This is a genomic window from Streptomyces sp. NBC_00377 (assembly GCF_036075115.1).
Classification (GTDB): domain Bacteria; phylum Actinomycetota; class Actinomycetes; order Streptomycetales; family Streptomycetaceae; genus Streptomyces.
Genome location: NZ_CP107958.1, coordinates 4,095,814 through 4,109,847 on the forward strand (window position 1 = coordinate 4,095,814; position 14,034 = coordinate 4,109,847).

Annotated in this window: 13 protein-coding genes; 4 read left to right on the plus strand and 9 right to left on the minus strand. The window is 69.4% G+C overall.

The annotated features are described in order from the left end of the window. Positions 1 to 20: 20 nt before the first annotated feature. Positions 21 to 1,364, plus strand: coding sequence for a two-component system sensor histidine kinase CseC (gene cseC / locus OHS71_RS18415; protein ID WP_328480463.1), 1,344 nt, complete (start codon positions 21 to 23; stop codon positions 1,362 to 1,364). 139 nt (positions 1,365 to 1,503) lie between these two features. Here the strand turns inward: cseC and OHS71_RS18420 are convergent, their stop codons facing one another. After that, positions 1,504 to 3,090, minus strand: a complete 1,587-nt coding sequence (locus tag OHS71_RS18420; protein WP_328480464.1) for an MDR family MFS transporter — start codon at positions 3,088 to 3,090, stop codon at positions 1,504 to 1,506. 164 nt (positions 3,091 to 3,254) lie between these two features. On the opposite strand from OHS71_RS18420, the gene OHS71_RS18425 reads away from it, so the two are divergent. Further along, positions 3,255 to 3,842 (plus strand): TetR/AcrR family transcriptional regulator, encoded by a 588-nt coding sequence (locus OHS71_RS18425; RefSeq protein WP_328480465.1) that lies wholly within the window; start codon positions 3,255 to 3,257, stop codon positions 3,840 to 3,842. 41 nt (positions 3,843 to 3,883) lie between these two features. Here the strand turns inward: OHS71_RS18425 and OHS71_RS18430 are convergent, their stop codons facing one another. Continuing rightward, positions 3,884 to 4,468 (minus strand): M23 family metallopeptidase, encoded by a 585-nt coding sequence (locus OHS71_RS18430; protein WP_328480466.1) that lies wholly within the window; start codon positions 4,466 to 4,468, stop codon positions 3,884 to 3,886. A 518-nt stretch (positions 4,469 to 4,986) separates the two neighbouring features. Between OHS71_RS18430 and OHS71_RS18435 the strand changes: the two genes are divergently transcribed. Continuing rightward, positions 4,987 to 5,634, plus strand: coding sequence for an HAD family acid phosphatase (locus OHS71_RS18435; protein WP_328480467.1), 648 nt, complete (start codon positions 4,987 to 4,989; stop codon positions 5,632 to 5,634). A 1,131-nt stretch (positions 5,635 to 6,765) separates the two neighbouring features. On the opposite strand, the gene OHS71_RS18440 is transcribed toward OHS71_RS18435, so the two are convergent. Beyond that, on the minus strand, positions 6,766 to 9,291 hold the full coding sequence (locus tag OHS71_RS18440) for an ATP-dependent Clp protease ATP-binding subunit (protein WP_328480468.1): 2,526 nt from the start codon (positions 9,289 to 9,291) through the stop codon (positions 6,766 to 6,768). 430 nt (positions 9,292 to 9,721) lie between these two features. On the opposite strand from OHS71_RS18440, the gene OHS71_RS18445 reads away from it, so the two are divergent. Beyond that, a complete protein-coding gene (locus OHS71_RS18445; protein ID WP_328480469.1) occupies positions 9,722 to 10,381 on the plus strand; it encodes an SCO3374 family protein in 660 nt (219 codons plus the stop codon). Here the strand turns inward: OHS71_RS18445 and OHS71_RS18450 are convergent. From OHS71_RS18450 to OHS71_RS18475, 6 genes are all read right to left on the minus strand, one after another. After that, complete coding sequence (locus OHS71_RS18450; protein WP_328480470.1) at positions 10,360 to 10,695, minus strand: histone-like nucleoid-structuring protein Lsr2; 336 nt, start codon at positions 10,693 to 10,695, stop codon at positions 10,360 to 10,362. The genes OHS71_RS18445 and OHS71_RS18450 overlap by 22 nt on opposite strands. A gap of 225 nt (positions 10,696 to 10,920) precedes the next feature. Next, a complete protein-coding gene (locus tag OHS71_RS18455) occupies positions 10,921 to 11,469 on the minus strand; it encodes an amino-acid N-acetyltransferase (protein WP_328480471.1) in 549 nt (182 codons plus the stop codon). Positions 11,470 to 11,478: 9 nt separating this feature from the next. Next, entirely contained in the window at positions 11,479 to 11,895 is a 417-nt protein-coding gene (locus OHS71_RS18460) for a BlaI/MecI/CopY family transcriptional regulator (protein ID WP_443047168.1), read from the minus strand. Between the two features lie 170 nt (positions 11,896 to 12,065). Next, positions 12,066 to 12,245, minus strand: coding sequence for a hypothetical protein (locus OHS71_RS18465; RefSeq protein ID WP_328480473.1), 180 nt, complete (start codon positions 12,243 to 12,245; stop codon positions 12,066 to 12,068). 51 nt (positions 12,246 to 12,296) lie between these two features. Continuing rightward, complete coding sequence (locus OHS71_RS18470; protein ID WP_328484556.1) at positions 12,297 to 12,986, minus strand: hypothetical protein; 690 nt, start codon at positions 12,984 to 12,986, stop codon at positions 12,297 to 12,299. Positions 12,987 to 13,234: 248 nt separating this feature from the next. Further along, positions 13,235 to 14,032, minus strand: a complete 798-nt coding sequence (locus OHS71_RS18475) for a type III pantothenate kinase (RefSeq protein ID WP_328480474.1) — start codon at positions 14,030 to 14,032, stop codon at positions 13,235 to 13,237. Positions 14,033 to 14,034: the final 2 nt, after the last annotated feature.

Genomic DNA, 14,034 nt, shown 5'->3' on the forward strand with positions numbered 1-14,034 from the left:
TCGGGGACAGGGGCAGGAGGATGCGGGGGATGATCCGGCAGCTGGTTCCGGCCCGCACGGAGGGCGTGGGCATCCGTACGGGGCTGCGGTGGAAGCTGAGCGCGGCGATCGCGCTGGTCGGCGCGCTGGTGGCGATCGCGCTCAGTCTGGTCGTGCACAACGCCGCACGCGTGTCCATGCTGGACAACGCACGCGACCTCGCCGACGAGCGCGTCCAGATCGCCCAGCGCAACTACGAGTGGTCGGGACGGCTGAACTTCCCCAACATCAAGATCGACGACTCCAGCCTGCCGCCGTCGTTGCGGCAGAAGGTCGAGGAGGGCCGCCGGGCCACGTTCGTCTCCGACCGCACCGGCGGGGCGCCGGACATCTGGGCCGCCGTGCCGTTGAAGGACGGACATGTGCTGTCCCTGCACACCGGATTCACCGACCGCAGCACCGACATCCTCAATGACCTCGACCAGGCCCTGGTGATCGGCTCCATCGCGGTCGTCCTCGGCGGCAGCGCGCTCGGCGTGCTCATCGGCGGGCAGCTCTCACGCCGGCTGCGCAAGGCCGCGTCCGCGGCGAACCAGGTCGCCAGGGGCGAGTCGAACGTACGGGTACGGGACGCCATCGGCGGAGTCGTGCGGGACGAGACCGACGACCTGGCGAGCGCGGTGGACGCCATGGCGGACACGCTCCAGGAGCGACTGGAGGCCGAACGCCGGGTCACCGCCGACATCGCGCACGAACTGCGTACCCCGGTGACCGGACTGCTGACGGCGGCCGAACTGCTGCCGCCCGGCCGGCCGACGGAGCTGGTCCTGGACCGGGCGAAGGCCATGCGCACCCTGGTCGAGGACGTGCTGGAGGTGGCCCGCCTCGACGGCGCCTCGGAGCGCGCCGAACTCCAGGACATCGTGCTGGGCGAGTTCGTGGCCCGGCGGGTCGCGGCCAAGGACCCGGGCGTCGAGGTGCGGGTGGTGCACGAGTCGATGGTCACGACCGACCCCCGGCGCCTGGAGCGGGTGCTGTTCAATCTGCTGGCCAACGCCGCCCGGCACGGCAAGCCGCCGATCCAGGTCACCGTCGAGGGGCGGGTCATCCGGGTCCGCGACCACGGCCCGGGTTTCCCCGAGGACCTGCTCGCGGAAGGGCCCAGCCGTTTCCGCACCGGCAGCGTCGACCGGGCCGGGCACGGACACGGGCTCGGGCTCACCATCGCCGCAGGCCAGGCCCGGGTGCTCGGCGCCCGGCTGACCTTCCGCAATGTACGGCCGGCGGGGGCCCCGGAGCACATACCCGCCGAGGGTGCCGTCGCCGTTCTGTGGCTGCCCGAGCACGCGCCGACGAACACGGGAAACTACCCGTTGATGCCCTGAGCGGCGACAGCGTGCCAAGGCCCCCCGGGGCGGACAGCGCCGGGGGGCCTTGGCTCATTGCAACGAGGTCGGAGGCCTCCAGCCGGAGCGTGCCGCCTCGAACCGCGACTCGGACCGCTTCGACGCGGACCGTGTCGACTCAGACGGCGTCGACCAGGGGCGGCTGCGCCGCAGCCGTACCGTCGGTCGGCTCCTCGCCGTCCTTCTGCGGCCCCGCGCCCTTGAGCGGAACCTCCTTGACGAACACCGCCGCCACCAGCGCGACCACCGCGACCACGGCGCCCAGCAGGAAGGCGGAGTGGGTACCGGCCGACACCGCGTGCTGGTAGGCCTCCCGGGCCGCCACGGGCAGCTTGGCCAGGCTGGCCGCGTCGAGCTGCGCGGACTGCTCGGTGATCTTCGAGCCGAGTGCGCCGGCCCGCTCGGACATGACGTCCTGGACCCGGTTGTTGAACAGGGCGCCCATGATCGCGACGCCGAAGGAGGAGCCGAGCGTACGGAAGAGGGTGGTGGACGAGGAAGCGACGCCCATGTCCTTCATCTCGACACTGTTCTGCGCGACCAGCATCGTGATCTGCATCAGGCAGCCCATGCCGAGACCGACGACGGCCATGAAGACACCGGAGGTCAACCGGCTGGTCCCGGCGTCCATCGTGGACAGCAGGTACAGGCCGATGACCATCGCGACGCTGCCGACGACCGGGAAGATCTTGTACTTGCCGCTGTTGGTGGTCACCCGGCCCGCCACCATCGAGGTGACCAGCATGGCGCCCAGCATCGGCAGGAGCAGCAGACCCGAGTTGGTCGCGGAGGCGCCCTGCACGGACTGCTGGTACAGCGGCAGGAAGAGCGTGGCGCCGAACATCACGAAGCCGGTGATGAAGCCGATGAGCGACATGAGTGTGAAGTTGCGGCTGCGGAAGATGTGCAGCGGCACGATCGGCTCGGACGCCCTGGTCTGCCAGAACACGAACCCGATGAGCGAGGCGACGCCGATCCCGATGAGTTCCATGATCCGTGCGGACGACCAGGCGTACTCCGAGCCGCCCCAGGTGGTGACCAGGACGATGGAGGTGATGCCGACGGTCAGCAGACCGGCGCCCAGGTAGTCGATCCGCGACTGCGAACGCTTCCTCGGCAGGTGCAGGACGGCGCTGATGAGGGCCAGCGAGACCACGCCGAGCGGCAGGTTGATGTAGAAGGACCAGCGCCAGCCCCAGTTGTCGGTGATGGTGCCGCCGACCAGCGGACCGCCGATCATCGCGAGCGCCATGACCCCGGCCATCATGCCCTGGTACTTGCCGCGTTCCCGGGGCGGGATCAGGTCACCGATGATCGCCATGACGCCGACCATCAGGCCGCCGGCGCCGAGTCCCTGGATCGCACGGAAGCCGATCAGTTCGCCCATGTTCTGCGCCATACCGCTCAGCGCGGACCCGGCCAGGAAGATCACGATCGACGTCATGAAGGCGCCCTTGCGCCCGTACATGTCGCCGAGCTTGCCCCAGAGCGGGGTGGAGGCCGCGGTCGCGAGGGTGTAGGCCGTCACGACCCACGAGAGGTGTTCGAGCCCGCCGAGTTCGCCGACGATCGTCGGCATCGCCGTGCCCACGATCATGTTGTCGAGCATCGCGAGCATCATCGTGATCATCAGCGCGAGCAGGACGACCCGCACGCTCCTGGGCTGTTTCTCCGGCTCGGTCTCGACTGTCTTCGTGTCCGCCATGTTCCACTCCCCTGGCCTTCCCCCCGGTCGGCCCACTTACTTGCCGCCCGGCTAGTTCACTACACTGGGAAGGTAGACCTGCCACTAGCCGGGCGTCAAGTAAGTTCCCGCAAGTAACTAGCCGGACGGCAAGTAAGTTCAGCGGGAGCGCGAGGAGCACGAGAATGGACGTCACCATGGACGGCACGAAGCAGCAGCGGCGCGGCAACACCCGCCAGCGCATCCAGGACGTTGCGCTCGAACTCTTCGCCGAGCAGGGCTACGAGAAGACCTCCCTCCGCGAGATCGCGGAGCGCCTGGAGGTCACCAAGGCGGCCCTGTACTACCACTTCAAGACCAAGGAAGAGATCATCGTCGGCATCTTCACGGATCTGACGAAGCCGATCGAGGACCTGATCGACTGGGGCAAGAGCCAGCCGCACACCCTGGAGACCAAACAGGAGCTCGTACGGCGCTACAGCCAGGCCCTCTCCGAGGCGACCCCGCTGTTCCGCTTCATGCAGGAGAACCAGGCGACGGTGCGGGAACTCCAGATCGGCGACTCGTTCAAGGACCGCATGCGGAGCCTGCGCGACATCATCATCGACCCGGACGCCCCCCTCGCCGACCAGGTCCGCTGCGTGAGCGCCATCTTCACGCTGCACGCCGGCATGTTCTTCCTCCAGGACCTCGAAGGCGACCCCGAGGACAAGCGTGCAGCCGTCCTCGAGGTCGCCGTCGATCTGGTGACACAGGCACACCAGGGCACCTGATCACAGCAGCATCAGCGCTTCACGCCCCTGCCGCGCAGGGATCAGACCTTGACGCCCTTGCTGTGCAGGAAGGTGACCGGGTTGATCGCCGAACCGTAGTTGGCGGTCGTACGGATCTCGAAGTGCAGGTGGGGACCGCTGGAGTTGCCGGTGTTGCCGGACAGGGCGATCTTCTGGCCCGTCTTGACGATCTGGCCGACCTTCACGTCGATGCGCGAGAGGTGGGCGTACTGCGAGTAGACGCCGTTGGCGTGCTTGATCACGATGGCGTTGCCGTAGGCGGGGCCGTCGCCGGCTCCGTTGCCGCCGGCCTTGACCACGGTGCCGCCGTGGGCGGCCATGACCTTGGTGCCGCTCGGCACGGCGAAGTCCTGCCCGCTGTGGGTGGACTGCCACATCTTGCCGGCCTGGGCGAACCCTGCCGACAGCGTGTACTTCTTCACCGGGTCTATCCAGGAGGCGGCCGAGACGGCCGTCTTGGCGGAGGCGGGCGCCGCGGCAGGCGCGGCGGCGGACGCCACTCCGGTCCCCAGCACGACCGAGGCGCCCAGGGCGGCGGCGCCGACGGCCACGCGAGTGCGGAGCGAGGACGTACGGGAAGAACGGAACGTGACGCGCTGGAACATGGAAGACCTCATGGAGACGGGGACAGAGGAAACCACCCGGCGTGAACCTCCGCCGGAGTGGCCATCCCTTGGTAACCCCGAAGCCCACAAGCCCTCAAACGTGTGATCTACGACGGAACCTAGTACTTCACCCCAAAACTTCCCACTTCTTGACAGAACCACCTTTCCGGACACTTACGACACCAGCCCACCTGGGAGGCCGGAACGTTAACCGGACCCCGGGAGGCTTATGTCCTTTTTGCTCCTAATTGAGCTACGACTAGTCGACCTAGTAGCACCCAAACCGCCTGTGCCGCATGTCACCGGCCTCCCCCGGCAAGGGACTTCGGAATGTGACGGCGGCTACTCCCTTGCCCCGTAGGCCACTTGTGACCCCGCTCACGTCGCGTGCACGGGTCTGTGATCAGGCTCTCATCGGCCTCTACCGTCCAGTAACCCGCTGGTTCCCCTCAGGCCACTCCCAGCGATCAGCATGCTCACGACACCCGGCAGCGCAAGGACGCGAGAGGACCCCACACATGACCAGAGGCACCTGGACGCGCCGCACAGCCCTGACCGCCGCCGCGACGGCAGCCGTCACGGCGATGGCCATCCCGGTCGGCGCCCAGGCCGCGACGGCCACCGGCACCTCCTCCGTCACCACCACGACCGCTACCGCGACCGCTGCGGAGGACGTCGACTACGCCACCTGGCAACAGGACTGCAAGACGGTGATGACCCAGGCCCTGCCGACGCTGAAGCAGCGCATCGCCGCCACCAAGCCGGGTGAGAAGCAGGCGATCGTCTTCGACATCGACAACACCACCCTGGAGACCGACTTCGGCTTCAGCTACCCGCAGCCGGCCAACAAGCCGGTCCTCGACGTGGCCAAGTACGCCCAGGAGCACGGCGTCTCCCTGTTCTTCGTCACCGCCCGTCCGGGCATCATCTCCGGGGTGACCGACTACAACCTCAAGAACGTCGGCTACAAGGTCTCCGGCCTGTACGTGCGCGGCTTCCTCGACCTCTTCAAGGACGTCGCCGCCTACAAGACCGCCCAGCGCGTCGACATCGAGTCCAAGGGCTACACGATCATCGCGAACATCGGCAACAGCGCCACCGACCTGTCGGGCGGCCACGCCGAGACGACGTACAAACTCCCGGACTACGACGGCCAGCTGTCATAAGCCCCTGGGGGCCTCGGGCCCTTGCAGGGCCCGAGGGGAAGCCGGCGGCCCGTGCGCGTGCGGCGCAGCGCTTGTGGGGCCTTGCGTGAGCCCGCCCGGCGAAGCTCGCCGGGCGGCGTGTGGGCAGGCCGTAGGGCCGGTACGGCGGAGCCGGCCCAGCTCACGCCGCGCACACCACAGGCCCTGCGGCCCTGTCGACCCGCGCGGCCCGTGCTGGGGAGCCCTCTGGGGCCGGCCCTGCGTGAGCCCTGCGACAGGGCCTGCCGGGCCGCCGCTCGGTGCGAGGGCAGGCCGTACGGCCCCTGAAGCCAGTCCGGCGGGGCCCGCCGGGCGGCGCATCGTGCGGCACAAAGCCCGCCGGGGCGCACGGTGCGCGGGCAGGCCGTGCGGCCCCTGCGGCCCATGAGGCCGGTGCCCCGGAGCCCGCCGGGCGGCGCACCATACGGCAAAGCCCGCCGGGGCGCGCGACGCCTGGGCAGGCCGTACGGCCCCTGAAGCCAGTCCGGCGGAGCCCGCCGTGCGGCACAAAGCCCCGCCGGGACGCGCGGTGCCTGGGCAGGCCGTGCGGCGCCTGCGGCCAGTGCGGCGGAGCCCGCCGGGCGGCACACCGTCGGCACAAAGCCCGCCGGGGCGCGCGGCGCTTAGGCAGGCCTTGCGGCCCCTGAAGCCAGCCCGGCGGAGCCCGCCGGGCGGCACACCGTCGGCACAAAGCCCGCCGGGGCGCGCGGCGCTTAGGCAGGCCTTGCGGCCCCTGAAGCCAGCCCGGCGGAGCCCGCCGGGCGGCGCACAGTGCGGCAAAAAAGCCCCCGCGGCGCGCGGCGCCTAGGCAGGCCATACGGCCCGTGGGCCCATGAGGTTGGCGCCGCGGAGCCCGCCGGGCGGCGCGTGCGCAGGTCCTGCGGCCCGGGCGGCAGGGCCGCTCGGCAGGCGGCGCGTGCGCAGGTCCTGCGGACCGTGCGCGGGCGGCGAAGCCTTCGGTCCGTGCGGGGCCGGGTCGGGCAGAGCGAGGGCAGCGCCAGGCCGTGAGGAGGCCGTGCGGGCCCGTGCAGGCCGTGCGCAGCGCGGGAACGCATACGAAAGGGGCCGGTGCTGAGAAGCACCGGCCCCTTTCTCCGCTCAGCCCCCGGAGGGTCAGGCGTCCTTGCTCAGGTTCGGTCCGGCGCCGCCGGCCGCCTGCTCGATCGGCGGGACGTCCGGCAGAGCCGACTTCTCCTCGCCGCGGAAGGTGAAGGTCTTGGTCTCACCCTCGCCCTCCGTGTCCACGACCACGATGTGACCGGGGCGCAGCTCACCGAAGAGGATCTTCTCCGAGAGCGTGTCCTCGATCTCGCGCTGGATGGTGCGACGCAGCGGACGCGCACCCAGCACCGGGTCGTAGCCCTTCTTCGACAGCAGCTCCTTCGCGGCCTGGGAGAGCTCGATGCCCATGTCCCGGTCCTTGAGGCGCTCGTCGACCTTGCCGATCATCAGGTCGACGATCTGCAGGATGTCCTCCTGCGTCAGCTGCGGGAAGACGACCACGTCGTCGACACGGTTGAGGAACTCGGGGCGGAAGTGCTGCTTGAGCTCGTCCGAGACCTTGTTCTTCATGCGCTCGTAGTTGGACTTCTTGTCGCCCGAGGCCGCGAAGCCCAGGTTGAAGCCCTTGGAGATGTCCCGGGTGCCGAGGTTGGTCGTCATGATGATGACCGTGTTCTTGAAGTCCACGACCCGGCCCTGGGAGTCGGTCAGACGACCGTCCTCCAGGATCTGGAGCAGCGAGTTGAAAATGTCCGGGTGGGCCTTCTCGACCTCGTCGAAGAGGACGACGGAGAACGGCTTGCGACGGACCTTCTCGGTCAGCTGGCCGCCCTCTTCGTAGCCCACGTATCCGGGGGGCGAACCGAAGAGACGCGACACCGTGTGCTTCTCGCTGAACTCCGACATGTCGAGGGAGATCAGCGCGTCCTCGTCACCGAAGAGGAACTCGGCGAGCGCCTTGGACAGCTCGGTCTTACCGACACCGGAGGGGCCGGCGAAGATGAACGAACCACCCGGACGCTTCGGGTCCTTGAGGCCCGCACGCGTACGCCGGATCGCCTTCGACAGCGCCTTGACGGCGTCGACCTGGCCGATGACCCGCTTGTGGAGCTCGTCCTCCATGCGCAGCAGACGCGAGGACTCCTCCTCGGTCAGCTTGAAGACCGGGATGCCGGTGGCCGTGGCGAGGACCTCGGCGATGAGCTCGCCGTCGACCTCGGCGACGACGTCCATGTCGCCGGCCTTCCACTCCTTCTCCCGCTTGGCCTTGGCGGCCAGGAGCTGCTTCTCCTTGTCGCGGAGGGAGGCGGCCTTCTCGAAGTCCTGCGAGTCGATCGCGGACTCCTTGTCGCGGCGGACGCCGGCGATCTTCTCGTCGAACTCGCGCAGGTCCGGCGGCGCGGTCATCCGGCGGATGCGCATCCGGGAACCGGCCTCGTCGATCAGGTCGATCGCCTTGTCCGGCAGGAAGCGGTCCGAGATGTACCGGTCGGCCAGGGTGGCGGCCTGGACCAGCGCCTCGTCGGTGATCGAGACACGGTGGTGCGCCTCGTACCGGTCACGCAGACCCTTGAGGATCTCGATCGTGTGCGGCAGGGACGGCTCCGCGACCTGGATGGGCTGGAAGCGGCGCTCGAGGGCCGCGTCCTTCTCCAGGTGCTTGCGGTACTCGTCCAGCGTGGTCGCACCGATGGTCTGGAGCTCACCACGGGCCAGCATCGGCTTCAGGATCGAAGCGGCGTCGATGGCGCCCTCGGCGGCACCCGCACCGACCAGCGTGTGCAGCTCGTCGATGAACAGGATGATGTCGCCGCGGGTGCGGATCTCCTTGAGGACCTTCTTCAGGCGCTCCTCGAAGTCACCGCGGTAGCGGGAGCCGGCGACCAGGGCGCCGAGGTCCAGGGTGTAGAGGTGCTTGTCCTTGAGGGTCTCGGGCACCTCGCCCTTGACGATGGCCTGGGCGAGGCCTTCGACGACGGCGGTCTTGCCGACGCCGGGCTCACCGATCAGGACCGGGTTGTTCTTGGTACGGCGGGACAGCACCTGCATGACCCGCTCGATCTCCTTCTCGCGCCCGATGACCGGGTCGAGCTTGGACTCACGAGCGGCCTGGGTGAGGTTCCGGCCGAACTGGTCGAGGACCAGAGACGTCGAGGGCGTGCCCTCGGCAGGGCCGCCGGCGGTGGCGGTCTCCTTGCCCTGGTAGCCGGAGAGCAGCTGGATGACCTGCTGCCGCACCCGGTTCAGATCTGCGCCCAGCTTGACGAGGACCTGGGCGGCGACGCCCTCGCCCTCGCGGATCAGGCCGAGCAGGATGTGCTCCGTGCCGATGTAGTTGTGACCCAGCTGAAGGGCCTCGCGGAGCGACAGCTCCAGGACCTTCTTGGCACGGGGGGTGAAGGGGATGTGGCCGGACGGGGCCTGCTGGCCCTGACCGATGATCTCCTCCACCTGCTGGCGGACCGCCTCGAGCGAAATCCCGAGGCTCTCAAGGGCCTTGGCGGCGACACCCTCACCCTCGTGGATCAGGCCCAGGAGGATGTGCTCGGTGCCGATGTAGTTGTGGTTGAGCATCCGGGCTTCTTCCTGAGCCAGGACGACAACCCGCCGCGCGCGGTCGGTGAACCTCTCGAACATCGTTAATCGCTCCTCAGAGCGGTCAGGCAGTGGGGGGAACTTCCCCTCCCTGTCCTTCCGCAGCTTAGTCCCGCAAGCGGGGACCGCTCATTCCAACTGCCGACACCGTCGATGGCCTCCTGACCCCGAACGCCGACATCTGCTCCAACCCGATGGTGCGAGACGATGTTCCCGCAGGCCAGGCAGTTACCCCAGTCGCCAGTACGCCGATGGCGAACGTGAGACGGCCTTTCCTGCGTGTCGCCCCCTCCCACTAGGGATGTCTTACCCGCTGCGACCGACAGTCCATGCCGTGAGCGCCGGTTCCCTCCGCTACGGGCGAACAACCTTGCGTCTCCCGACACCCCGGCACGCCCCATTTGTCGACACGCCATGCATCCGCCCGAACACCCAGCGTAACTCCCGGGCCTTTTCGGCGGTTGCACTTGGCATGGTTGGCTCAGTCCCGTCGGCTGTCCGCTCGGCCGCCGCTGCGATGTCCACGGTTCCCCTTCCCCGAAGTCCGCTCGGTCCGGATGGTCCGGCCGACCGGCTCCGCGGCTGGTACGAGAACGAACTGGGCTGGGCGACGGTGCCCGGGGAGCCGGTACGACTTTTGGTGGGCGAGTGCTTCGACGTGCTCGAAGTGCCGGCCGAGGCGGGCCTCCCGGCGCTGCGGCGGCTCGCGCCGGGCACACCGGTGGCCGTCCTGGGCGACCGGATGCGGCTGCTGGTGGCGGCGGGCGGCGCGGAGGAGGTGCCGGGGATCCTGCGGTGGCTGGAGTGGGGCGCGCTGCCGGTGGATCTGAGGGCGATCGGCGCGGGCGGGCTCATCGAGGCGCCTCCGCGGCCCACGGACCGGGGCACGGAGCAGGACCACGTTCAGGAACGAAGGCCGGGCCTGAACGGTCCGGGGCCGGTGCAGGGGGCCGCCGTCTGGATGCGACCCCCCGTGGCAGGGCGCGAGGCGCAGGCCTCGCTGCCGACGATGTCGGCGCTGGGGGGCGTTGGGGGCGCCCCCGATCTCGTTCGGCTGGTGGGCACGCTGGCGACCCACTGTCACCGTGCCCGGCTGCGGCGCGCGAGCGCTCAGCCGTTGGCCTTCTCGTAGGCCTCGCGAATGGACGCCGGAACGCGGCCGCGGTCATTGACCTCGTAACCGTTCTCCTTGGCCCACGCACGGATCTGAGCGGTGTCCTGGCTGCCGCCGGAAGCGACACGCGCCTTTCCACGCCCACCCGCGGCACGGCCTCCGGTACGCCGCCCACCCTTCACGTAGGGCTCGAGAAGTCCACGGAGCTTGTCCGCATTGGTAGTGGTGAGATCGATCTCGTAGGTCTTGCCGTCCAACGCGAACGTCACGGTCTCGTCCGCCTCGCCGCCGTCGAGGTCGTCGACAAGAAGGACCTGAACCTTCTGTGCCACCGGATTTCCTTTCATCGAAAACGTGAGGGTCGGGGGTCCGCGGCGTCCGCCGTTTAGCCGCGCCCTGTTATATGCAGTACTGCAGTACGTCGGAAAGCAAACCGCTTTTGCTGAGAAAACACAAACCCCCGGCAGAGACCGGCAGCCCGCTCCTCGCCCGGAAACGTGCGCGTTTCGGACATAGGGAACCCGACAGTGCGGGTCGTTGTGAATGGGCGTCGACGATCACAGATGCAGAAGCATCCGGCTGTTGCCCAAGGTGTTCGGTTTCACTCGTTCGAGTCCGAGGAACTCCGCTACGCCCTCGTCATAGGAACGCAGCAGCTCCGCGTAGACATCGGTGTCGACCGGCGTCTCGCCGATCTCCACGAAGCCGTGCTTGCCGAAGAAGTCCACTTCGAAGGTCAGGCAGAAAACCCGGCGAACGCCGAGCCAGCGCGCGGTGTGGAGCAACTTCTCCAACAACTGGTGCCCGACGCCGGCACCCTTCAGCCCGGGCTTCACCGCGAGAGTGCGGACTTCCGCCAGGTCTTCCCACATCACGTGCAGGGCTCCGCAGCCGACCACCTCGGCGTTGTCGTCGCGTTCGGCGACCCAGAACTCCTGGATGTCCTCGTAAAGGGTCACCGTCGCTTTGTCGAGCAGGATGCCGCCGCGGACGTAGGCGTCAAGGAGACGGCGCACGGCGAAGACATCGCCGGTCCTGGCCCGGCGGACGGTGATGGCTTTAGCGGTGACTTCGCGGTTCTCGGCCGAGGGACTCTCTGCTGACATGTGCGGACGCTATCGCCCGTCGGCCTCCGTCGCCGAGCCGGGGTTCTCACCGGTACTCCCCGTACTCCCGGGACTCCCCGCAGTCGCGGGTTCGGCGGTTTCGGGACCCTGGACGATGCGCACGGCGTCGCGCAGCGCGTACCGCTGTTCCTCGCTCATCATCCCGAAGAAGGCGACGAGAGCGGCGCCGGGGTTGTCGCTCTGCGCCCAGGCCTCGTTCATGAGGGCGGCCGCGTAGGCGGCGCGGGTCGAGACCGCCTCATATCGATAGGCCCGGCCTTCCGCTTCACGGCGCACCCAGCCCTTCTGATGGAGATTGTCCAAAACGGTCATCACCGTGGTGTAGGCGATGGACCGTTCCTGCTGAAGGTCTTCCAGGACTTCTCGAACGGTCACCGGGCGGTTCCACTTCCACACCCGCGTCATGACCGCGTCTTCGAGTTCTCCCAATGGGCGAGGCACAGTTCAGAACAATAGTGGGAGATCTCGCCAATCGCGTGCCGGACGGGCACTTTCTTCGGCAAACGGAACAAAGAGGGCGCACGGCTCCGAAAGGAGCCGCACGCCCGAGGGGGTGCGGAAGCGTCGTGGGCCGGTCAGGCCTCGGGGCCCGCGGAGGCCTGCCGGGCGCCGTCCGCGCGCGTGAGGACGGCGTCGACGGCGGCGTCCTCCTTGGCCTTGTTGGCGCCTCCCTGGGTCTTCACGATCACCCTGATCACACCGACGAAGAACACGGCCATGACGACGGGAGGCACGAGCGCGGAGACGTAGTCCATGGGTCCAGAGTAGCCAGAAGGGGACGGCACACCGGGGCGGGGTCGCCCGCGTCAGCCGGCCGCCAGCCGTCGCTGCTCGGGATCGGCGGGCGGCGGAGCCGGTTTGCGGCGCGGGAAGACCTCGCCCGGCGTCGGAACGGGCCGGCGGGCGGGCTCGGGGGCCGAGGGCTCGACGGGGACCGGACCGGGAGCGGGGGCCGGTTGCCCGGCGGGCTTCTTGCGCGGTTCCTCGACCGGGCGTCCGCCCTGATCCCCGGCGGCTACGGGCGTCCGCGCCCAGCCCTGCCCGGAGAGCCCCCCGGGAAGGGCCTGAAGGCGCGTACGGGACGCCGGGACGGTGGCGGTGGCCACGGGGGACCGCTGAGCCGTGCGACGGGCCAGACGGGCGCGCACGTCCCGTTCGGCGAGCACCTGGCAGCGGGCCAGGAGGACGGCTGCGGCGGGGTTGCCGCGCAGGGCGCGCAGGGCTGCGAGGTCGTCGGCATCAGGCTGGTAGCCGGCGGCCAGGACCTCCTTGAGGAGCGTGAGGTACCCGGCGGCCGTGCCCGGGAGGGCGGCGCGGTACCGGGCGAGGTCGGCCACCAGGAAGGCCCGCAGTCGGGCGGCCTCGCTCATCGCCTCGTCGAGGGACTCGGCGAGGCGATGGCAGTCCTGGATGTCCTCGGCGGAGACGGGGCCGGGGTGGAGGGCGAGGGCGAGGGCGCGTCGGAGCACACGCAGCTCCTCCGAGCCGAAGGCCATACCGCCGCGGGATCCGTAGGGCGTGGGCATGCCCGCGACGATACGCGCTAATCAGACAAATTCGACATAAGGTGCGGGTGTGGCGCGCCAGCGATCCGTCCCCGTGCCTCCGGTGGCCTTCGTGCCCTGGCGACCGCAGTGGTCGATCGGGTCGGACCGGCTCGGGTGGGGTCGGACAGGCGCCGCCCGCCCCGACCCTGCCCGGACGCCGGCCCCGGCCCCGACTCCCCCCGGGGGAGACGTTCCGCTCACATGCGCGACACGTTCCGCTCGTACACCAGGCGCAGCCCGATCAGCGTCAGCCACGGCTCGTGTTCGTCGATCACGGTGGCCTCACCGAGCACCGTCGGCGCGAGTCCGCCCGTCGCGATCACCGTGACCTCGTCCGGGTCGTCCGCCAGCTCGCGGGCCATCCGGGTCACCACGCCGTCGACCTGGCCGGCGAACCCGTACACGATCCCGGACTGCATCGCCTCGACCGTGTTCTTGCCGATCACGCTCCGGGGCCGGGCCAGCTCGATCTTGCGCAGCTGCGCCGCCTTGACGCCGAGGGCGTCGACGGAGATCTCGATGCCGGGGGCGATCACCCCGCCGACGTACTCCCCGCGCGCGGAGACCGCGTCGAACGTCGTCGCCGTGCCGAAGTCGACGACGATCGCCGGGCCGCCGTAGAGCTCGTTCGCCGCGACCGCGTTGATGATGCGGTCGGCGCCGACCTCCTTGGGATTGTCGAACAGGATCGGCACGCCCGTCTTCACGCCGGGTTCGACTAGGACGGCCGGCACATCGCCGTAGTAGCGCCGGGTCACCTCGCGCAGCTCGTGCAGCACCGAAGGCACGGTGGCGCAGATCGCGATCCCGTCGATGCCGTCGCCCAGTTCGTCCCCGAGCAGCGGGTGCATGCCCATCAGACCCTGAAGGAGCACGGCCAGTTCGTCCGCGGTGCGGCGGGCGTCGGTGGAGATCCGCCAGTGCTCGACGATGTCCTCACCGTCGAACAGGCCGAGCACGGTGTGCGTGTTGCCCACGTCGATCGTCAGCAGCATGG

Coding starts and splice junctions, on each gene's coding strand:
- cseC (WP_328480463.1), top strand. CDS start 21: ATGCGGGGGATGATCCGGCAGCTGGTTCCGGCCCGCACGGAGGGCGTG.
- OHS71_RS18420 (WP_328480464.1), bottom strand. CDS start 3,090: ATGGCGGACACGAAGACAGTCGAGACCGAGCCGGAGAAACAGCCCAGG.
- OHS71_RS18425 (WP_328480465.1), top strand. CDS start 3,255: ATGGACGTCACCATGGACGGCACGAAGCAGCAGCGGCGCGGCAACACC.
- OHS71_RS18430 (WP_328480466.1), bottom strand. CDS start 4,468: ATGTTCCAGCGCGTCACGTTCCGTTCTTCCCGTACGTCCTCGCTCCGC.
- OHS71_RS18435 (WP_328480467.1), top strand. CDS start 4,987: ATGACCAGAGGCACCTGGACGCGCCGCACAGCCCTGACCGCCGCCGCG.
- OHS71_RS18440 (WP_328480468.1), bottom strand. CDS start 9,291: ATGTTCGAGAGGTTCACCGACCGCGCGCGGCGGGTTGTCGTCCTGGCT.
- OHS71_RS18445 (WP_328480469.1), top strand. CDS start 9,722: ATGGTTGGCTCAGTCCCGTCGGCTGTCCGCTCGGCCGCCGCTGCGATG.
- OHS71_RS18455 (WP_328480471.1), bottom strand. CDS start 11,469: ATGTCAGCAGAGAGTCCCTCGGCCGAGAACCGCGAAGTCACCGCTAAA.
- OHS71_RS18460 (WP_443047168.1), bottom strand. CDS start 11,895: ATGACGCGGGTGTGGAAGTGGAACCGCCCGGTGACCGTTCGAGAAGTC.
- OHS71_RS18465 (WP_328480473.1), bottom strand. CDS start 12,245: ATGGACTACGTCTCCGCGCTCGTGCCTCCCGTCGTCATGGCCGTGTTC.
- OHS71_RS18470 (WP_328484556.1), bottom strand. CDS start 12,986: ATGGCCTTCGGCTCGGAGGAGCTGCGTGTGCTCCGACGCGCCCTCGCC.
- OHS71_RS18475 (WP_328480474.1), bottom strand. CDS start 14,032: ATGCTGCTGACGATCGACGTGGGCAACACGCACACCGTGCTCGGCCTG.